The 21,162-nt window shown below is 61.9% G+C and carries 17 protein-coding genes; 13 read left to right on the plus strand and 4 right to left on the minus strand.

Features of this window, described 5'->3' with window-relative positions; all coding sequences use genetic code 11:
• Nucleotides 1–9: 9 nt before the first annotated feature.
• Complete coding sequence (tssB, locus tag J3D60_RS07795; RefSeq protein ID WP_065941987.1) at nt 10–507, minus strand: type VI secretion system contractile sheath small subunit; 498 nt, start codon at nt 505–507, stop codon at nt 10–12.
• A gap of 32 nt (nt 508–539) precedes the next feature.
• Complete coding sequence (gene tssA, locus J3D60_RS07800; protein ID WP_253490769.1) at nt 540–2,096, minus strand: type VI secretion system protein TssA; 1,557 nt, start codon at nt 2,094–2,096, stop codon at nt 540–542.
• Nucleotides 2,097–2,565: 469 nt separating this feature from the next.
• On the opposite strand from tssA, the gene J3D60_RS07805 reads away from it, so the two are divergent.
• Nucleotides 2,566–3,081: an Hcp family type VI secretion system effector gene (locus tag J3D60_RS07805; protein ID WP_048729440.1), complete on the plus strand. Its 516-nt coding sequence runs from the start codon at nt 2,566–2,568 to the stop codon at nt 3,079–3,081.
• A 53-nt stretch (nt 3,082–3,134) separates the two neighbouring features.
• Here J3D60_RS07805 and J3D60_RS07810 read toward each other — a convergent pair whose 3' ends face one another.
• The gene (locus J3D60_RS07810) at nt 3,135–3,956 is read right to left on the minus strand and encodes an aldo/keto reductase (protein ID WP_027608616.1); all 822 of its coding nucleotides are present in this window, start codon (nt 3,954–3,956) and stop codon (nt 3,135–3,137) included.
• Between the two features lie 113 nt (nt 3,957–4,069).
• On the opposite strand from J3D60_RS07810, the gene J3D60_RS07815 reads away from it, so the two are divergent.
• The 12 genes from J3D60_RS07815 (at nt 4,070) to J3D60_RS07870 (ending at nt 20,186) form a co-directional block, all read left to right on the plus strand.
• Entirely contained in the window at nt 4,070–4,564 is a 495-nt protein-coding gene (locus tag J3D60_RS07815; protein WP_253490771.1) for a DUF1543 domain-containing protein, read from the plus strand.
• 738 nt (nt 4,565–5,302) lie between these two features.
• Complete coding sequence (locus J3D60_RS07820) at nt 5,303–5,584, plus strand: peptidylprolyl isomerase (protein ID WP_044274278.1); 282 nt, start codon at nt 5,303–5,305, stop codon at nt 5,582–5,584.
• 130 nt (nt 5,585–5,714) lie between these two features.
• Entirely contained in the window at nt 5,715–7,574 is a 1,860-nt protein-coding gene (locus J3D60_RS07825) for an extracellular solute-binding protein (protein WP_253490773.1), read from the plus strand.
• Nucleotides 7,574–8,635, plus strand: a complete 1,062-nt coding sequence (locus J3D60_RS07830; protein WP_027608619.1) for a microcin C ABC transporter permease YejB — start codon at nt 7,574–7,576, stop codon at nt 8,633–8,635. The genes J3D60_RS07825 and J3D60_RS07830 overlap by 1 nt, the downstream gene beginning before the upstream one ends.
• The gene (locus J3D60_RS07835; protein WP_065941982.1) at nt 8,635–9,657 is read left to right on the plus strand and encodes an ABC transporter permease; all 1,023 of its coding nucleotides are present in this window, start codon (nt 8,635–8,637) and stop codon (nt 9,655–9,657) included. The genes J3D60_RS07830 and J3D60_RS07835 overlap by 1 nt, the downstream gene beginning before the upstream one ends.
• 10 nt (nt 9,658–9,667) lie before the next feature.
• A complete protein-coding gene (locus tag J3D60_RS07840; RefSeq protein WP_253490775.1) occupies nt 9,668–11,239 on the plus strand; it encodes an ABC transporter ATP-binding protein in 1,572 nt (523 codons plus the stop codon).
• Nucleotides 11,240–11,360: 121 nt separating this feature from the next.
• On the plus strand, nt 11,361–12,752 hold the full coding sequence (locus J3D60_RS07845; protein ID WP_065941980.1) for a sigma-54-dependent Fis family transcriptional regulator: 1,392 nt from the start codon (nt 11,361–11,363) through the stop codon (nt 12,750–12,752).
• A 292-nt stretch (nt 12,753–13,044) separates the two neighbouring features.
• The gene (locus J3D60_RS07850; RefSeq protein ID WP_065927160.1) at nt 13,045–14,436 is read left to right on the plus strand and encodes a GntP family permease; all 1,392 of its coding nucleotides are present in this window, start codon (nt 13,045–13,047) and stop codon (nt 14,434–14,436) included.
• A 7-nt stretch (nt 14,437–14,443) separates the two neighbouring features.
• Nucleotides 14,444–15,217: a 3-hydroxybutyrate dehydrogenase gene (locus tag J3D60_RS07855; RefSeq protein WP_027608624.1), complete on the plus strand. Its 774-nt coding sequence runs from the start codon at nt 14,444–14,446 to the stop codon at nt 15,215–15,217.
• A 61-nt stretch (nt 15,218–15,278) separates the two neighbouring features.
• Entirely contained in the window at nt 15,279–17,237 is a 1,959-nt protein-coding gene (locus J3D60_RS07860) for an acetoacetate--CoA ligase (protein WP_253490777.1), read from the plus strand.
• Between the two features lie 134 nt (nt 17,238–17,371).
• Nucleotides 17,372–19,879: a PAS domain-containing protein gene (locus J3D60_RS07865; RefSeq protein ID WP_253490779.1), complete on the plus strand. Its 2,508-nt coding sequence runs from the start codon at nt 17,372–17,374 to the stop codon at nt 19,877–19,879.
• 31 nt (nt 19,880–19,910) lie between these two features.
• Nucleotides 19,911–20,186, plus strand: a complete 276-nt coding sequence (locus tag J3D60_RS07870) for a peptidylprolyl isomerase (protein ID WP_010564624.1) — start codon at nt 19,911–19,913, stop codon at nt 20,184–20,186.
• A gap of 61 nt (nt 20,187–20,247) precedes the next feature.
• Here the strand turns inward: J3D60_RS07870 and J3D60_RS07875 are convergent, their stop codons facing one another.
• Nucleotides 20,248–21,159 carry a sugar kinase gene (locus J3D60_RS07875; protein ID WP_253490781.1) on the minus strand — a complete coding sequence of 304 codons (912 nt, stop codon included), beginning with the start codon at nt 21,157–21,159 and terminating at the stop codon, nt 20,248–20,250.
• Between the last annotated feature and the right edge of the window lie 3 nt (nt 21,160–21,162).

Genomic DNA, 21,162 nt, shown 5'->3' on the forward strand with positions numbered 1-21,162 from the left:
ACTGAAATGTCAGGCGGTGTGGTCGCTCAGCTCCAACTCGGCCAATACCCGGGCGCGGGACTCGTCATCCGCCAGGGCGTGCTCAATGGCTTTGCGAAAGCTTGGTGTATTGCCCAGCGGCCCTTTGAGCGCCATGAGTGCTTCACGCAATGCCATCAGCTTGTGCAATTCGGGTATCTGCTCCACCAGGTTCGCGGGATTGAAGTCCTTCATGGCATTGATACGCACCTCAATGGCCAGCTCCTCGACTTCAGCACACTCCTGCAGGCGATTGGGTACGTTCAGCGTCAGGCTTAATGCTTGCTTGGCCAGCACTTCATCAAGGGTGTTCTTGTCGATGGCAATGGGCTTGCGGTCTTCAAGCTTGCGTACATCCTCACGCTGGGTGAAGTCACCCAGCACCAGCAGCTTCAACGGCAGTTCAACTTCATCCTGCGCACCGCCGATGGCAGGCTTGAAGGTGATATTGATACGTTCCCTGGGCGCTACCGAACCTTCTTTGGCCATCGTGTTTCTCCTTTTCCAAGTGGCTCGAAAGCCTATTCAAGTACCGCTTCAAGATCGAAGAGGCACAGCCTGCGATGGGTGTCTTCCTTACGCTCGCGTACGGCCTGGTTTTGTGGCAACACGTCACAGCAACGGTGCAGCAACTGGATGACTTGCAAGGCCAACTCCGGCTCCCAGTGCTCCAGGCCCCTGCGTTGCAGCTCGTTGTCGAGGTGTTCGAGCTGGATCTTCGCCAACTCGTGTTTGCCCGCCTGCCCGCACAGGCGCGCCTGGGCAAGTCGCCAATGAAAACGGGCACGATCGCTATGAGCCGCATGCATGCCTTGCTTGAGTTCATGGACGGCCGCCTTGAGCCCGTCCTGGCGCAGCCGCAGCCGTGCCACTTGCAAGGCCACCTCCCAAGGCTCGGCGTCGGCATCCGCCACGGTCGGTGATTCGGGCCATTGCAGATGACGCGCAACCTGCTGCGCGATCCAGTCACGCGTGGGACCGTCGGCAAAAGGAGCGCCATCGTGAAAACGAAACTCGGGCAGGTGGGGCAGGCGCTGCAGCAACAGGGCGAAGTTCACTTCCAGCTCAGTCATGGCCAGGTCGGCCTGCAGGGCTTCCAGGCACTGCCAGACCATGTACAACCCGTCGAACCAGAACAGCGCACCGGCGAGGCTGGCCTCGAGCTCGAGCATCAAGTCGGTGTAATGACCTTGGGCAAGCCGCTCCTGGTAACGCTTGAGCTTGTCGGGTGCAGGCCCGCGCAAGGTGGTGATCCGTTCGCTGTCAGCGTCCGGGTAGCTGACGAGGGTCAGCCAGGTTAGCGCCCGGTTCAGACGCAGCGCGCGCAGGTCGGTGGCGTTCTGGCGTAACCACCAGGCACACAGAGGACGGGCCTGATCCTGTAAGGCGCGCAGCAACTTGTGGGCATCTTTCTCGGTGCTCACCACGACCTCGGAATTCTGCAACAGGGTGGTCACCTGCTTGACCTGCTCCTGCGCGGCAACACCGCCCAGGGTCGCGACCGGAGAATCGCCTTGCGCAGCACGCTCCAACCGCTGGGCCAGTTGCCTGCGAATCGGCAGGAACGGCGACGCGCTATCTTCAAGGCGCTCGACACAACACTCATCGAGACACACCAGATGTTCAAGCACGGATTCGAACAAGGGCTGCTGGTCCTGCAGCGACAGGCTTTGCGCGAAGAGGGGCTCGAGGCGCCCCGCCAGCCAACTGAAGGCTGCGCCACGAGTACGCGGTTTTTCGGGATAGACCGCGGACCAATGATACACACAGAGATAGCGCAATAACCCAAGGCCGGCCAACAGTCCTGGAAAGGACTTCTGTTGATGCAATGCCCAGGTCAGCCAGACGACAATCCGCAGATCCTTGGATTGTTGACGCAACAGGTATTCACCGGTTTCCAGGACCTTCTGCCAGTCGGTCTGGACGCCCCCATGAATGGATTGCGCCTTGCCCAATTCGAACTCCAGAATTTCATACTCACTTGAATAGCGCATATCGCTGCCGGCAAAACTCGTCGGCGTGCAGGGCGACCGTGCAAGTTCAAGGTAGTCGTTATAAAGTTTTTCTGAATAAGACATTCGGCACAATTACCCAAAACAAAAAAGTCAGAGCATTAATATTTAAACCATCTATCAAATCGCCATCTAACCTTCGCCCCACCGCTGCAAAGTTCGTAAACCTTAGCCATGCAAACAGCATTCAACAAGCAGAGCCCCAACACTTAAGCCGTTTCCTACAACCACCATAATTCGAGGCCTGCGCAGGGTTTTGCGCAGTTAAACCTTCATCTGGCCCCGAGCATCTTTGCCTAGCCCAATACCAACAACCCCAATTCCATGAGCAACTAAATGCGCACTTATGCGCAACGTATTCTGCATATATTCGATTAAATCACCCTCCCCCGAGCAAAAAGCCGCTCCGTTAACCGCTGACGCCAGTGTTTTTATTGAGCCTGATACTTTCGGGCACGCTTCTTGTTAATGAGAGTTGCCCGACCGGCACCATGACCGGTTGGAACAACTCATCAATCAGGCAAGGAAACCCGTCATGCCAACACCCGCGTATCTTTCCATCACCGGTGTCAAACAAGGTTTGATTACGGCAGGCACATTTACCCAGGACTCGGTAGGCAACATTTATCAGGAAGGTCATGAAGACCAGATTCTGGTCCAGGCCTTTGCTCATCAAGTAATCATCCCCCGCGATCCGCAGTCGGGTCAGCCGACAGGCCAGAGGGTCCATAAGCCGCTGATGATCAGCAAGGTCTTCGATAAGTCATCGCCCTTGCTGTTCAGCGCATTGACCAGCGGTGAAGAGGTCAAATGCCGACTGGAGTGGTTCCGCACATCATCGGCCGGCACCCAGGAGCACTACTTCACGATAGAACTGGAGGGCGCGACGCTCGTGGACATCCAGTCCCGCATGCCCAATTGCCAGGACCCGGACAATGCCCACTTCACTCACCTTGAGGATGTGTACTTCACCTATCGCAAGATCGTGTGGACCCACGAAGTGTCGGGCACATCCGGATCGGATGACTGGCGCAGCCCGGTAGCGGGCTAAGTCGGACCTGAGCAGGAACGGGAGCCAGGGACGGCACCGTTTCTGCCAGGCAACTACACCATCGCCAAGGGATGCTTGCGCTTGGGTGCGCCGAACACCCGATCAATGGCATCCAGGTCGTGCTCATCGAGCACCACCTTGGCGGCGGCCGCATTGAGCCGTACATGCTCCGGGGTGACCGCCTTGGGAATGGCGATCACACCGTCCTGGCGCAGCACCCAGGCCAAGGCAACCTGGGCGGGCGTGACCTCGTGGCGGCGGGCGATCTGCTTGAGGGTCTGGCTGGACAGCAACGCCCCACCCTGGGCAATCGGGCAGTACGCCATCAGCGGCAAATGGTGTTGTTGCCACCAGGGCAACAGGTCGAATTCGATCCCGCGCTCTTCGATGTTGTACAGCACCTGATTGGTCGCGCAGGCCGGGGATGCGAGCTCCTGCAGGTCGGCCACATCGAAATTGGAGACACCCCAGCGGCCGATCTTGCCCGCCTCACGCAGGCGCTCGAACGCTTCGACGGTTTCTTCAAGGGGGTACTGGCCGCGCCAATGCAGCAGATACAGATCAATGTAGTCCGTGCCCAGGCGCCGGAGGCTGGCTTCACACGCACGGGGCACGCCCTTTTGGCTGGCGTTGTGCGGGTAGACCTTGCTCACCAGGAACACCTGGTCGCGCCTGCCGCTGATGGCTTCGCCGACGACTTCCTCGGCGCCACCCTCGCCATACATCTCGGCGGTGTCGATGAGGGTCATGCCCTCGTCGATCCCCAGTTGCAATGCCGCGACTTCAGCGCGGCGCCGGTCCGGGTCTTCGCCCATGCGCCAGGTTCCCTGGCCGATGACAGGGACGGGAACGCCCGCCAGATCAATGGTGCGCATGACAACCTCCTGATGAGTTCGCGAATTAACAGTGTGGCATTGACCGGACAAAAGGGTTCAATCGAAGTATGGTTGCCCTTTGCCCTTTGCCAAGTCGCCAGGAAGGACCTGCAATGCTGTTTGTCGTGATGCTCGGGGGCAAGCACCCACGGGCAAGAATTGAAGTGCACGATGTGGTGTTCGCCGTAGCAGACACCCTGGAAGGCACCTATCCGCAATTGCGCGAGGGCTGGTTTGGCACCCCCAAGGGGGTGCATATTGATTCGTGGATGGCGGTGGATGGCATCGACGGCTGGAAAGTCGAACTCAGCCACCTGGCCCCCGCTGCCGACGCCCATCACCTGTACTTCATCAACCTTGGCGGTTATGAAACCAATAGCTTTGGCGAGGCCCACCACTACCTGCTGGTGGTGGCCCGCAACAAACGGGAGGCGACCAGCAAGGGCAAGCAACAGGTGCTGCGCCACTGGTCCCAGGCCCACACCGACGGCGTGATGGATATCGACGACTGCCTGCCCATCGACCTGGTAGACGGCCGCTACCTGCACCTGGTGCAAGGCACCCATCGGCCGATCATTCAGCAGAACGACTATATCGTCTTGAATTGATGGAGGCTTATTCGACCTGACATCAGATAACTCCGGCAACGTCAGACGTAACACTGCTGTTGCTGTTGCTGTTGCTCTTGATCTCAGGCGCCCCGTCAAACACGCTGGCCGAACGCAGGCTTGAATCCGTGGGTAACCCGGCAGGACGCCGGGTTAGCCGTCCTGGGCCAGGGATGGCCCATGACGGCGGCCCACGGATTCAAGCCTGCGTTCGGGCACACCGAACCTAGGCGAGGTGCCGAGTGTTGGGGCGAGGACCTTTTGCTTACTTTTGGGTCCCTCCAAAAGTGAGCCGCTGTAAGAGCGGAACCATAGGTGGCCGTTACCGCAGCAACGGATATGTACTCGGTCTGATCCAACATCCTGGTCGGCTGTCAGGCCGCCATCGGGAGCAAGTCGAATCGTCGCACCGCCCCTCCCACATTTGATCTCCATACATCAGGTAGATACTAGTCTGCTCTGGATCTCACTCCATTACCGCAGCAACCGATATGCACTCGATCTAATCCAACATCCTGGTCGGCCATCAGGCCGCCATCGGGAGCAAGTCGAATCGTCGCACCGCCCCTCCCACATGTGATCTCTATGCATCAGGTAGATACCAGCCTGCTCTGGGTCTCACTCCATCACGCCAATACCCAAGCTCAGCGCCCCAACCTGAACCCCAGCGGAACTTTGCCAGGAAATAACCGCCTGAATCCGGTACGCTCACCGTTTTTACTCAAGGAGTTAATCCCCATGGCCAAAGCCACCGCCCGTCACATCCTCGTTGCCACCGAAGACAAGTGCAACGAACTCAAGGCCCAAATCGAAGGCGGCGCCGATTTCGCAGAAATCGCCAAAGCCAACTCCAGCTGCCCATCCAGCCGCCAGGGCGGTGACTTGGGTTCGTTCGGTCCAGGCCAGATGGTCAAGGAATTCGACACCGTCGTCTTCAGCGCCCCGGTCAACACCGTGCAAGGCCCGGTAAAAACCCAGTTCGGCTACCACCTGCTGGAAGTCACCAGCCGCCAGGACTGATCCCGTCCGCGCTGCTGCTTGAAACAACGGCCCGCCTCTTGGTGGGCCGTTGTGCATGTGACGACTGGCGACGCTGATGCCGTTAGCGTACAAATCCTTATTCTTCTCCACCCGGCGTTCAAGGCTGACAATGCGATTGGCTTTTTCCAGACTGTTCAGTACCTCCCTGGCCCTGCTGCTGGCCAGCAGCGCCGTGATCGCGGCGCCCCAACCGTCCATGACCGTGTACGGCGAACCGGCCAAGTATCCCGCCGGTTTCAGCCATTTCGACTACGCCAACCCCAACGCCCCCAAGGGCGGCAGCCTGCGGCGCTCGGCGCTGGAGATCGGGCGTTTCGACCATGTGCTGCCGTATATCGACAAAGGCATCGGCGTCTCCCAGGTCGACGGCTGGCTGTATGCGCCCTTGGCCCTGCGTTCCCTGGATGAGCCCTATACGGTGTATGGCCTGGTGGCCGAGAAGATGGAACGCGCGGAGGACGGCCTGTCCCTGCGCTTCTTCCTCAACCCCAAGGCGCGCTTTGCCGATGGCAAGCCGATCACCGCCGAAGACGTGCGCTACAGCTTCAACCTGCTGATGACCCAAGGCAGCCTGCGCTTTCGCACGCTGTTCGCCGACGTCAAGCACGTCGAAGTCGAAGGCCCGCGCCAGGTACGTTTTGATTTCTCCAGCAATGAAAACCGCACCCTGCCCCTGGATGTCGCCACCCTGCCGGTGTTTCCCGAGCACTGGTGGAAAACCCGCGACTTCGCCAACGGCGGTGGCTACGAAGCCCCACTGGGCAGTGGCCCGTACAAGGTCGGCAAGATCGACTCGGGCAGCACCATCACCTTTACCCGCGACCCCGACTGGTGGGGCAAGGATCTGCCCGTCAGCCGCGGCCTGTACAACTTCGATCACCTGAGCCTGGAGTACTTCGGCGACACCGAAGTGGCCCGCCAGGTACTGCGCGGTGGCGCCTACGACTTCAACCGAGAGTTTTCCGCCACCGGCTATTCCATCGGCTACAACGGCCCGGCCCTGGACGATGGCCGCCTGCAACGCGCGCACCTGGCCAAGGACATGCCGCAACCGGCCCAGGGTTATGTGTTCAATGTGCAAAAACCAATGTTCAAGGACCGTCGCGTGCGCCAGGCCATGGCGATGCTGTGGGACTTCGAATGGGCCAACCGGCAGATGATGCGCAACCTGTACATCCGCCAGCAAAGCTACTTCTCCAACAGCCCGTTGGCCGCCACCCAGCTGCCCACCCCGGAAGAACTGGCGATTCTCGAACCCTTGCGCGGGCAGATTCCCGGCGAGGTATTCACCCAGGTGTTCAAGGCCCCGGTCACCGATGGCAGCGGCATGATCCGCGACAAACAGTTGCAAGCCCTGGCGCTGCTGGAAGAAGCCGGCTGGAAGCCAGACGGCGACAAACTGGTCAACGCCGAGGGCGAGCCGCTGGAGTTCACCTTCCTCAATGCCCAGAACGGCCTGGAGCGCCTGCTGTTGCCGTACAAACGCAACCTCGCACAGATCGGCATTACCTTGAACATCCGCCGCATCGACTCTTCGCAATACGTCAACCGCCTGATGGCCCGCGACTACGACATGATCGTCACCGGCTTCCCGGTCACCACCTCGCCCGGCATGGAGCTGTACAACTACTTCGGCTCGACCGCCGCATTCGATCCGGGCGCCAACAATTACATGGTGCTCAAGGACCCGGCCGTCGACAGCCTGATCAAGGGCCTGGTCAAGGCCGACACCCAGGCGCAGATGCTTACCTATGCCCATGCCTTGGACCGGGTGCTGCAATGGAATTACCTGTGGATCCCCAATTACTACCCGCCCGGCACCTCCGCCGCGTGGTGGAACCGCTTCGGCCGTCCGGCCATCGAGGCCAGGAATGATGAGGCCCTGGAAACCTGGTGGGAAATCAGCCCTACCCCGCTGACCAATGAACAAATGAATGCCGAGTTGAAAAAACGCGCGGGAGCTCGCTGATGTTTGCCTATATCGTGCGGCGCCTGCTGCTGATCATCCCGACGCTGGTGATCATCCTGCTGGTCAACTTCGTGATCGTCCAGGCTGCCCCCGGCGGGCCGGTGGAACAAGCCATCGCCCACTTGCAGGGCATCGGCGGCGGCGCGGTCGGCGGCTCATCCGGCGACGGTGTCAGCAGCGGCTCCCGTGCCAGCCGTGGCCTGGACCCGAAACTGATCAAGGACATCGAAAAACAATACGGCTTCGACAAGCCCGCGCCGGAACGCCTGTGGCTGATGCTCAAGAGCTACGCCCAGCTGGATTTCGGCAACAGCTTCTTTCGCGGCGCCACCGTGATCGACCTGATCCTGGAAAAAATGCCGGTGACCATTTCCCTCGGCCTCTGGGCCACGCTGATCACTTACCTGGTGTCGATCCCCCTGGGCATTCGCAAGGCGGTGCGCCATGGCAGCAGTTTTGATGTGTGGAGCAGCACCGCCATTGTGATTGGCTACGCGATGCCGGCGTTCCTGTTCGCGATGTTCCTGATCGTGGTGTTCGCCGGAGGCACGTCATTGAACTGGTTCCCGGTGCGCGGGCTGGTCTCGGAAAACTTTGCCGAGCTGAGCACCGTGGGCAAGATCGCCGACTACTTCTGGCACCTGGTGCTGCCGGTCAGCGCGCTGGTAATCGGCGGCTTCGCCACCCTGACCATCCTGACCAAAAACTCGTTCCTCAATGAAATCACGCGCCAGTACGTAGTGACCGCCCGCGCCAAGGGCCTGAGCGAACGGCGGGTGCTGTACGGCCACGTGTTTCGCAACGCCATGCTGCTGGTGATCTCGGGGATTCCCCAGGCGTTCATCAGTGTGTTCTTTGCCGGTTCGCTGTTGATCGAGGTGATTTTTTCCCTCGATGGCCTCGGCCGCATGAGCTACGAAGCGGCCGTGTCCCGGGACTACCCGGTGGTGTTTGGCTCGCTGTTTATCTTCACCTTGTTTGGCCTGCTGATAAAACTGATCGGCGACCTCTGCTACACCCTGGTGGACCCGCGTATCGACTTCGCCGCGAGGAACGCCTGATGCTTAACCTGTCTCCCGTGGCCCGTCGACGTTTCGAACGCTTCAAGAAAAACCGTCGCGGCTGGTGGTCGCTGTGGCTGTTTATCGGGCTGTTTATCCTGACCCTGGGCGGCGAATTGATCGCCAACGACAAGCCCTTGGTACTCAGCTACAAGAACGAGCTGTATTTCCCGGCATTCAAGCGCTACACCGAGCAGCAGTTCGGCGGGCAACTGCCGTTCCAGGCCGATTACCGCAGTGACTACGTGCAAAAGCTGATCAAGCAGGACGGCGGCTGGATGATGTTCCCGCCCATCCCGTTCAGCGACGACACGCCTAACTACGAACTGACCCGCCCGGCCCCCAGCCCGCCCTCGACGGTTAACTGGCTGGGTACCGATGACCAGTCGCGGGATGTGCTGGCGCGGGTGATCTTCGGTGCGCGGGTGTCGATCCTGTTTGCCCTGGCACTCACCGCGATCAGCGCCGCCATCGGCATCGCCGCCGGGGCCTTGCAGGGCTATTACGGCGGCTGGGTGGATCTGCTCGGCCAACGCATCCTTGAAGTGTGGTCCGGGCTGCCGGTGCTGTACCTGCTGATCATCCTGTCGGGGTTTGTCGAGCCGAACTTCTGGTGGTTGCTGGGGATCATGGCGCTGTTTTCCTGGCTGGCCCTGGTGGATGTGGTGCGCGCCGAGTTCCTGCGCGGGCGCAACCTGGAGTACGTCAAGGCCGCACGGGCCCTGGGCCTGAGCGACGGCAAGATCATTCGCCGGCATATCCTGCCCAACGCCATGACCGCCACCTTGAGCTACCTGCCGTTCATCCTCACCGGGGCGATTTCCACCCTGAGCGCGCTGGACTTCCTCGGTTTCGGCATGCCTGCGGGCAGTGCGTCACTGGGCGAGTTGATTGCCCAGGGCAAGCAGAACCTGCAAGCGCCGTGGCTGGGCCTGACGGCGTTTTTCACCTTGGCACTGATCCTGTCGCTGCTGGTCTTTATCGGCGAGGCACTACGTGATGCCTTCGACCCACGCTCATGAGTGACTGCGTATGAACCTGATCGAAATCCGCGACCTCAGCGTCGCCTTCAGCGGCCAGACCGTGGTACGCAACCTGAACCTGGATGTACGCCCCGGCGAGTGCCTGGCGCTGGTGGGTGAGTCCGGCTCCGGCAAGTCGGTGACCGCCCATTCGATTCTGCAACTGCTGCCCGAAGCCGGTACTGAAACCCGTGGCTCCGTGAAATATCGCGGCCAGGAACTGGTCGGCGCCTCGGCGTCGACCTTGCAGAAACTGCGCGGCAACCGCATTGCGATGATCTTCCAGGAGCCAATGACCTCCCTCAACCCGCTGCACAGCATCGAAAAACAGATCGGCGAAACCTTGCTGCTGCACAAGGGCCTGGGCGGCAAGGCGGCGCAGGCGCGCATCCTCGAGTTGCTGCAGTTGGTGGGTATCCAGAAACCCCAGGAACGCCTCAAGGCCTATCCGCACCAACTCTCCGGGGGCCAACGCCAACGGGTGATGATCGCCATGGCCCTGGCCTGTGAGCCGGAGCTGCTGATCGCCGACGAGCCCACCACCGCCCTTGACGTGACCGTGCAGCGCAAGATCCTGCTGCTGCTCAAGTCCCTGCAACACCGCCTGGGCATGTCGCTGCTGCTGATCAGCCATGACCTCAACCTGGTGCGCAGCATCGCCCAGCGGGTGTGCGTGATGCACGCCGGCGAGATTGTCGAGCAGGCTGACTGCGAGACGTTGTTCACGGCCCCCCAACACCCCTACAGCCGCCTGCTGCTGGACGCCGAGCCGTCCGGCGATGTGCTGTGCAGCGAGCCACGGGAGACCGTGCTGGACGTGCACGACCTGAGCGTGCAATTCCCCCTGGGCGGCGGTCTGTTCCGGCGCAAGACCTACCTGTGCGCGGTGGATGGCATCAGCCTCAGCGTGCAGCGCGGCAAGACCCTGGGGATTGTCGGCGAGTCGGGTTCGGGCAAGTCGACCCTCGGCCAGGCGATCCTGCGCCTGCTGGATTCCACCGGCAGCATCCGCTTCCAGGGCGAGGCCCTCGACCCGCTCAACCACAAGCAGATGCGCCCGTGGCGCAAGCAGATGCAAGTGGTCTTCCAGGACCCCTACGGCAGCCTCAGCCCACGCATGTCGGTGCAGCAGATCATCAGCGAAGGCCTGGAGGTGCATGCGCCGTGCAGCCTGGTCGAGCGCGATGCGCAAGTGATCCAGGTGCTCAAGGACGTGGGCCTCGACCCCGCCAGCCGCCATCGCTTCCCCCATGAATTCTCCGGCGGCCAGCGCCAACGCATCGCCATCGCCCGCGCGCTGGTGCTCAAGCCGGCGCTGATGCTGCTGGATGAACCGACCTCGGCACTGGACCGTACGGTGCAGAAGCAGGTCGTAGCGTTGCTGCGTGAATTGCAGGAAAAGTACGGCCTGACCTACCTGTTTATCAGCCATGACCTCGCCGTGGTGCGCGCCATGGCCCATGACATGATCGTGATCAAGGACGGCAAGGTGGTCGAGCGCGGACCGAGCCATGACGTTTTCGAAGCGCCGCAGCATTCCTACACCAAGGAGCTTCTGGCAGCGGCGCACATCCCCTTGTAGGAGCGAGGGGGACGCCTAGTTCTTGCTCGCGAAAAACCCGGGGGCGCCGCGTATATTCCGGACACACTGTCATCGTTAACGTTTTTCGCGAGCAAGCTCGCTCCTACAGGATTCTGCACGCATGAGTACCAGCCTCAAGGACTACCAACAGGTTCGCGGCCTGGCGATCCAGTCGCTGTTCGAGATCATCGAGCAGTCCAGCGAAGGCACGGTGATTGTCGACCGCGACGCCAATATCGTCTGGATGAATGAACGCTACGCCAAGCGCTTCGGCCTCAAGAGTGCCGATGAAGCCATCGGACAGCCGTGCGAGCGGGTGATTTCCAACAGCCTGTTGCGCCAGGTAGTGCGCACCGACCGGCCGATTCTGCTGGACATCCAGGACACCCCCAAAGGCCCGTTGGTGGTGATGCGCCTGCCGATCCACAACGATGCCGGTGCCGTGATTGGCGCGATTGGTTTTGCCTTGTTCGATGAACTGCGCAACCTGTCGCCGCTGATCGAACGTTACCTGAGCATGCAGCAGGAACTGGCCTCCACCCGCTCGTTACTGCGCTCACGCCAGAGCAAGTACAACTTCGCGCACTTTATCGGCACCAGCGCCGCCAGCCTGGAAGTCAAACGCCGTGCACGGCGCAGCGCAAGCGCCGAGTCGCCGGTGCTGTTGCTCGGTGAGACTGGCACCGGCAAGGAACTGCTCGCCCAGGCGATCCACGGCGCCTCACCGCGTGCGCACAAAGCCTTTGTCAGCATCAACAGTGCGGCGATTCCCCATGACCTGCTGGAAGCCGAATTCTTCGGCACCGCGCCGGGCGCCTTTACCGGCGCCGATCGCAAGGGCCGTCCGGGTAAATTCCAGATTGCCCAGGGCGGCACGCTGTTCCTCGATGAAATCGGCGATATGCCGCTGCCGCTGCAAAGCAAGCTGCTGCGGGTGTTACAGGAAAAGGAATTCGAACCGGTGGGTTCCAACGAAATGCTGCACAGCGATGTGCGGGTGATCGCGGCCACCTCCATGGACCTGGAAGCGGCGATCAAGCGCGGCGAGTTCCGTGCGGACCTGTATTACCGCCTGAACGTATTGCCGATCCAGGTGCCGCCGCTGCGTGAACGGCTGGAGGACATTCCGGCGCTGAGCGAAGCGATCCTCGAGGAACTGCGCAGCCAGCATGAACTGGACCGCGAAGCCCTGGCGCTGTTGGCACAGCATGCGTGGCCGGGGAACATCCGCGAACTGCGCAACGTGCTGGAGCGCGCGGCGTTGCTGAGCGATGACTTGGTGTTGAACGCTGGGGACATTCGTGCGGCGATTGGCACGGTCAGCCCGGTGACGCGCGGCGCGGTGGACACGGCTGAGGGTGAGACGTTTGCGGCGGCGCGGGAGCGGGTTGATCGGCAGGTGATTGCGGCGGCGCTCGAGGCGTGTGGTGGGAATGTGGTGGAGGCGGCCAGGCGATTGGGGCTGGGGCGGTCGACGTTGTACAAGAAGATGGTAGCACTGGGAATCGCCTAGTCTCAAAATAGAGACAAAATTCTCCATAAAAAGACAACCCATGTGGGAGGGGGCTTGCTCCCGATAGCGGTGCATCAGTCAACACATGTGCTGGCTGATGCACCGCTATCGGGAGCAAGCCCCCTCCCACATTTGATCTTCATTTGTCTCCAAATAGAGACAGGATTCAAAAACACTCCAAAGAAATTAAAAAATATCCATATATTTCAATAACTTGAAAACATGGCACACATCTCGCTATAGCCCTCCCACTGCTTCACCCACAACAATAACAATCCGATGGAGACACACCATGAGTGTGATCATTGCCCTGGCAGCGCTCGCGTTGCTGATGCTGGCTGCCTACCGTGGCTATAGCGTTATCCTGTTTGCCCCCATCGCCGCCCTCGGCGCCGTGCTGCTCACCGACCCCTCCGCCGTCGCCCCTGCCTTTACCGGGGTGTTCATGGAGAAAATGGTCGGCTTTATCAAACTGTATTTCCCGGTGTTCCTGCTCGGTGCGGTGTTCGGCAAGCTGATCGAGCTGTCGGGCTTCTCGCGTTCTATCGTGGCGGCGGCGATCCGTTTGCTCGGCACGCGCCAGGCGATGCTGGTGATCGTGCTGGTCTGCGCCCTGCTCACCTACGGCGGCGTGTCGCTGTTTGTGGTGGTGTTTGCGGTGTACCCGTTTGCGGCGGAGATGTTCCGCCAGAGCAATATCCCCAAGCGCCTGATCCCGGCGACCATCGCCCTCGGTGCGTTCTCGTTCACCATGGACGCCCTGCCCGGCACGCCGCAGATCCAGAACATCATCCCCAGCACCTTCTTCAACACCACCGCCTGGGCGGCGCCGTGGCTGGGGCTGATCGGCACGATTTTCGTGTTCTGCGCCGGCATGCTCTACCTGGCGCGCCAGCGCAACAAGGCCCAGCGCGCGGGTGAAGGCTACGGCACCGAACTGCGCAACGAGCCTGAGACCGCCGAGAACATTGCCCTGCCCAACCCGTGGATCGCGCTGTCGCCGCTGATCCTGGTGGGCGTGATGAATCTGCTGTTCACCCACTGGATCCCGCAGTGGTACGGCAAGACCCACAGCCTCAGCCTGCCAGGCATGAGCGCACCGGTGACCACCGAAATCGCCAAGCTCACCGCGATCTGGGCGGTGCAGGCGGCGTTGCTGGTGGGCATCATCATGGTGCTGGTATTTGGCTGGTCGGCGATCAAAAGTAAGCTCGCCGACGGCAGCAAAAGCGCGGTCAGCGGCGCATTGCTGGCGGCGATGAACACCGCTTCCGAATATGGCTTCGGCGCGGTGATCGCTTCGCTGCCGGGCTTTCTGGTACTGGCGGACTGGCTCAAGGGCATCCCCAACCCGCTGGTCAACGAAGCGATCACCGTGACCCTGCTGGCCGGTATCACCGGCTCTGCGTCCGGCGGCATGAGCATCGCCCTGGCGGCCATGTCCGAGAGCTTTATTGCGGCGGCCCATGCGGCCAATATTCCCCTTGAAGTGCTGCACCGGGTCGCGGCCATGGCCAGCGGCGGCATGGACACCCTGCCCCACAACGGCGCGGTGATCACCCTGCTGGCGGTGACCGGCCTGACCCACCGCGAAGCCTACAAGGACATTTTCGGCATCACGATCATCAAGACCCTCGCGGTGTTCGTGGTGATCGGTACTTTCTACGCCACCGGCATTGTGTGAGGTTTTCATGACGAGATTGAACGGCAAGACCGCCCTGGTCACCGGTTCCACCAGCGGCATCGGCCTGGGTATCGCCCTGAGCCTGGCCAAGGCCGGTGCCAACCTGATCCTCAACGGCTTCGGCGACGCCAGCGCGGTGGTCGCCCAGGTGCAGGCGTTTGGCGGCAAGGTCGGCCACCACCCGGCGGACGTCAGCGACCCGGCGCAGATTGCCGACATGCTGACCTACGCCGAGCGTGAGTTCGGCGGTGTCGACATCCTGGTCAACAACGCCGGCATCCAGCATGTGGCGGCGGTGGAGGACTTCCCGGTGGAACGCTGGGACGCGATCATCGCGATCAACCTGTCCTCGGTGTTCCACAGCACGCGCTTGAGCCTGCCGGGCATGAAGGCCAAGGGCTGGGGGCGTATCGTCAACATCGCCTCGGTGCACGGCCAGGTCGGCTCGGTGGGCAAGGCCGCGTATGTGGCAGCCAAGCACGGCGTGATCGGCTTGACCAAGGTGGTGGGCCTGGAGACCGCCACCAGCAACGTGACCTGCAACGCGATCTGCCCCGGCTGGGTGCTGACGCCGCTGGTGCAGAAGCAGATTGATGATCGCGTGGCCAACGGCGTCGATCCGCAGCAGGCGCAACATGATCTGCTGGCGGAGAAACAGCCGTCCCTGGAGTTCGTGACGCCGTCGCAGCTGGGTGAGCTGGTGCTGTTCTTGTGCAGCGAGGCCGGGGCCCAGGTACGGGGGGCGGCGTGGAACATTGATGGCGGCTGGCTGGCCCAATAAGGCCAGACACATTAGAACTTTATAGTTTGGAAAACCTGCAGAAGAACAAGAGACCGTGCTGATGTCCGAAATCCTCTGGCAACCTTCCCCCGAACGCATCCGCACCACGCGAATGGACCAGTTCCGGCGCTTTATCAATGATCGCCACGGCGTGCAGCTCAGCGATTACCCGGCCCTGCACCAGTGGAGCATCGACCAGCGCCCGGACTTCTGGCAGGCGATCGTCACGTTCTTCGATGTGCAGTTTCGCAGCCCGCCCAGTGCAGTGCTGATCGAAGACGTCGAGATGCCCAGCGCCCAGTGGTTTCCGGGCGCGACCCTGAATTTTGCCGAACACCTTCTGCGCCGACGCGACGATCACCCGGCGGTGGTGGCGATCAGCGAGGACGGCCAGCGCGAACAACTGACCTACGCCGAACTGGCCGCCCACGTCGCCGGCCTGCAGGACAGCCTGCGGGCGGCCGGTGTCGGCAGGGGGGACCGGGTCGCCGCGTGCATGCCCAATACCTGGCAAACCCTGGTCGGTATGCTTGCCACCACCAGCCTGGGCGCGATCTGGTCGTGCTCCTCGCCAGACTTCGGCACCCAAGGCGTCATCGACCGCTTCGGCCAGATCGAGCCCAAGGTGCTGATCACCTGCGCCGGCTACCGCTATGCCGGTAAAACCATCGATAAAAGCGTCAAGCTCAATGAAATCCTCGAACGCCTGCCGTCCCTGGAACAATTGATCATCGTCCCGTACGCACGGCCCCAGGCCTGCGTCGAGGACTATCAGACCCAGGCCCGCGTCGCCCTGTGGAACGACTTCTACCAACCCGGCGGCGAGCCTGAGTTCGTCGCGGTGCCGTTCGACCATCCGCTGTATATCCTTTATTCCAGCGGCACCACCGGCGTGCCCAAATGCATCATCCACGGCACCGGCGGCGTGCTGCTCACCCACCTCAAGGAACACGGCCTGCACGCGGATATCTCCCGCGAGGACTGCCTGTTCTACTACACCACCTGCGGCTGGATGATGTGGAACTGGCTGGTTTCGGTGCTGGCCATCGGCGCCACGGCGGTGCTGTATGACGGCTCGCCGTTTCACCCTGGCCCGGAACGCTTGATCGACCTGATCGACGCGGAAAAGATCAGCGTGTTCGGCACCAGCCCCAAATTCCTCGCCACCCTGGAAAAGGCCGGGCTGCAACCGCGCCTGAGCCACGACCTCGGCAGCCTCAAGGGCCTTATTTCCACCGGCTCGCCCTTGTCGCCCCAGAGCTACGACTACGTGTACCGCGAGATCAAGGCCGAGTTGTGCCTGTCCTCGATGTCCGGTGGCACCGATATCGTCTCCTGCTTTGTGATCGGCAATCCGGTGTTGCCGGTGCGGCGCGGGGAAATGCAATGCAAGAGCCTGGCGATGGCCATCGAGGTGTGGGACGACCAGGGCCAACCGTTGGTCGGGGAAAAAGGCGAACTGGTGTGCACCCGGCATTTCCCGGCAATGCCCATCGGCTTGTGGAACGACCCGCACCAGAAGAAGCTGCGCGCCTCGTATTTCAGCCAGTTTCCGGGCGTGTGGGCCCAGGGCGACTACGCCGAGCTACGCCCCAACGGCAGCCTGCTGATTCACGGCCGCTCCGACGCAGTGCTCAACCCCGGCGGCGTGCGCATCGGCACTGCGGAGATTTATCGCCAGGTGGAAAAAGTCCCGCAGGTGCTGGAAAGCCTGGCCATCGGCCAACGCTGGCAGGACGATGTGCGCGTGGTGCTGTTTGTGCGCCTGGATGACGGCATCGAACTGGATGAGGCCCTGGAGCAACAGATCCGCCAGGTGATCCGCGCCAACACCACGCCGCGCCATGTGCCGGCGAAGATCCTCGCCGTCAGCGATATCCCCCGCACCATCAGCGGCAAGATCGTCGAACTGGCGGTGCGCAACGTGGTGCACGGCGAGCCGGTGAAGAATACCGACGCACTGGCCAACCCACAGGCCCTGGAGCAATTTCGCGACCGCCCCGAACTGGCGGAAAGATGAAAGGTTTCAGCCCTGCCGCACTCATTTGAAGACAAACCCTCAATGCATGCTATTTTTCGAGGGTAGTCACCCATCGGTGTCCCACGGGATAATGGGTGTTGTCATTTTTCAAAGCGTTACGCTCAGGGCTTTTTATGAAGGAAACAACCACCGGCAGCGAAGCCGCTGCATTGATTGCGCGGCTGGACTGGGCGCACAGCCCCCTCGGTGAGGCCAATGATTGGCCGCAAAGCCTGCGCACAGCCGTGGACATTGTCATCCACTCACCGATGCCGATGCTCCTGCTGTGGGGCAGCGAACTCACCCAGCTCTACAACGACGGCTTCGCCCTGCTGGCGGGCAATAAACACCCGGACGCCATGGGCCAGCCGGCGCACCAGACCTGGCCGGAACTCGAAAGCTTCACTGCGCCGATCTACGACGCCGTGCTGACCGGCCAGGTGCGCACCTTCAGCGAGCAGCGTTTTGTCCTGCAACGCAACAATCGCGACACCGAAATCTGGCTGGACCTGACCTACAGCCCGATCCGCGATGAAAGCGCCAATGTGGCCGGCATCCTGGTCACGGCCATCGAAACCAACGAACGGCGCAAGGCCCAGCACAACACCGAACAACGCCTGCAACTGGCCCTGGCCGCCACCGATGCGGTGGGCACCTGGGACTGGGACATTGGCGAAGACCGCTTTATCGCCGACGCGCACTTCGCCTACCTGCACGGGGTTGATCCAAGCGACGCCAGCCGGTTGCCGATCAGCGACTACCTGCAAGGCGTACACCCCGAAGACCGCGGCATGGTGGCGCGCAGCATCAAGCATTGCATCACCTTCGGCACTGAATACGCCGAGGAATATCGCCTGCAACAGGCCGACGGCCAGGTGCGCTGGGTGTTCGCCCGAGGGCGTTGCTACAAGGATCATCAAGGCCGCCCCGCGCGCTTCCTCGGCGCGGCACTGGACCTCACCGAGCGCAAAAACACCGAGCAGGCCCTGCGCCAGAGCCAGACCGAACTGCAGTTGATCATCAACGCCATGCCGGTGCTGATCGGTTACGTCGACCACGAGCAGCGTTTTCGCCTGAACAACAGTGCCTACCTCGACTGGTACGGCCTGACGCCCCAGGAGCTGTACGGCAAGACCATCCGCGAGGTGCTCGGCGACGATGTGTACGCCGGGCGCGAGGACAAGATCGCCGCTGCGCTCAGGGGCAAGGCCTGCAGTTTCATGACCGTCACCCCCCATCGCGATGGCCGCCCGCGCCATGCGTTGATGAAATACCTGCCGCGCTTCAGCAATGACGGCTCGGTGAACGGTTTCTACATCTTTGTCATCGATGAAACCGAACGCAAACTCACCGAAGAAGCCCTGCGCCACCTCAACGAGAACCTTGAGGAGCGCGTGGCCCAGCGCACCCAGGCGCTGGCCGAAGCCAACGAACGCCTGCAAAACGAGATGTTCGAGCGCGAGCGCGCCGAAGATGCCCTGCGCCATGCGCAGAAGATGGAAGCGGTGGGCCAGCTCACCGGCGGTATCGCCCACGATTTCAATAATATGCTCACCGGCATCATCGGCAGCCTGGACCTGATGCAGCGCTACATCGCCGCCGGGCGCAGCGACGAGATCGGCCGCTTTACCGAAGCCGCCGTGTCCTCGGCCCATCGCGCGGCCGCCCTCACCCACCGCCTGCTGGCGTTTTCGCGGCGCCAGTCGCTGGACCTTCGCCCGCTGGATCCGAACCAACTGGTAGCGTCCCTGGAGGAGCTGTTCCAGCGCACCAAGGGCGCGCATATCACGCTCAAGGTGCAACTGGGCCGCGACATCTGGCCGGTCAACACCGACGCCAGCCAACTGGAAAACGCCCTGCTCAACCTGGTGATCAACGCACGCGACGCCATGCCCGATGGCGGCGAACTGCTGATCGAAACCGCCAACAGTTACCTGGACGGCACCGATATCACCACCCTCGAACCGGTCAGGGCCGGCGACTACGTGATGCTCGGCGTGTGTGACAACGGCAGCGGCATGGCGCCGAAGATTCTCGCCAAGGCGTTTGACCCGTTCTTCACCACCAAGCCCATCGGCCAGGGCACTGGCCTGGGGCTGTCGATGATCTATGGGTTTGCCCAGCAGTCCGGTGGCCACGTGACCATCCAGAGCGAACCGGGCCAGGGCACTTGCGTGCGCCTGTATCTGCCGCGCCTGCACGGCACTTCCCTGGAAAGCAGCCAGCCCGCCCATCTGGGCGAAGTCCCGCTGGCCCTTGCCGGCGAAGCGGTGGTGGTGGTCGAGGATGACCCGGCGGTGCGCATGCTGGTGGTCAATGTGCTCGACGAGTTGGGCTATACCGCGCACCAGGCGGCGGATGCCCGTGCGGCGCTGCCGTTGCTGGAGTCGGATTTGCGCGTGGACCTGCTGGTGACCGACGTCGGCCTGCCCGGCATGAACGGCCGCCAATTGGCGGAGATCGCCCGCCAGCATCGGCCGGGGCTCAAGGTGCTGTTCATGACCGGCTACGCGGAGAAAGCCGCCGAACGCCAGGGCTTCCTAGAGGACGGCATGGACATGGTCGCCAAGCCGTTTTCCATCGACCTGCTGGCGACCAAAATCCGCAGCATGATCAGCATCGATGATTCAGTTCAGGCATAATCGCGCGCCGTCGCACACCTGGTAGAGACCGATGAAAGCCCAAGCCCGCCATATCCTGGTGAAAACCAGCGAAGAAGCCGAACAGCTCAAGCAGCGCATTGCCAAGGGCGAAGCCTTTGATGTGCTGGCCAAGAAGTACTCCACGTGCCCGTCCGGCAAGCGCGGCGGCGACTTGGGTGAAGTGCGGCCTGGGCAGATGGTCGGGGTGATCGATGCGGTGATCTTCAAGAAACCGGTGAAAGTGGTGCACGGGCCGATCAAGAGCAAGTTCGGGTATCACCTGGTGCAGGTGTTTTACCGGGATTGAAGCTTTGGCTTAAGACCGCTATCGGGGGCAAGCCCCCGATCCGCCGTAGGCGGCCATTCACCTACTCCCTGGGGATCAGCGCACCCGGCACCTGGATAACCCGGCTCGCCAATCGATGCCCGGCCAACGCCGCCTCCTGGGGCGAACCGCCCTTGAGCCGACTGGCCAGGTACGCCGCACTGAACGAATCCCCCGCCGCAGTGGTGTCCACCACCTTCTCCACCTTCAGCGCCGGCACGGCAAGGCGCTCGCCGTCGCAACGGATCAAACACGCATCCGCACCGCGCTTGAGCACCACTTCCGCAATCGCCGGGTACGCCGCGAATACCTGTTCGCTGTCGGCATAACCAAACAACGCGCGTTCGTCATCCTCGGTCAGCAAGGCGATATCCACCTCGGCCAGTACGCTGCGAAAAGCCTCGCGGGCAACGTCCACCGTGGCCCAGAGCCGTGGCCGGTAGTTGTTGTCAAACACCACTGCACCGCCACGTCGGCGGGTTTCGATCAGGACTTCGAGCAGGCGCTGGCGCCCGACTTCACCCAGCACCGCCAGGGTAATGCCGCTGAAATACACCACGTTGTAGTCCGGCAATGACGCCAAGATCGGGGCAGCCGCCGGCGTGGTAAAGCAGTCGCGCACGGCCGCTTCGTTGCGCCAGTAGAGGAATTTGCGCTCGCCGTTGGCATCGGTCTGGATGCAGTACAAGCCGGGCAAACGTCCGGGCAGGCGCTGGACCCGCTCCAGCCCCAGGCCTTCTTCGGCCCAGTGCGCACACATGGCGTCGCTGAAGCTGTCATCGCCCAAGGCGGTGACATAGTCCACCGTGCCGATATCCCCCAGCTCACGGCGCAGGTACACCGCCGCGTTCAGGGTGTCGCCGCCGAAGCTCTGTTGCAGGCTGCCGTCGGCGCGGTGTTGCAATTCGATCATGCATTCGCCGATCAGGGCGATGCGGGGGTGGGTGGTGGTCATGGC

The organism is Pseudomonas sp. S3E17 (assembly GCF_024168685.1).
Classification (GTDB): domain Bacteria; phylum Pseudomonadota; class Gammaproteobacteria; order Pseudomonadales; family Pseudomonadaceae; genus Aquipseudomonas; species Aquipseudomonas marginalis.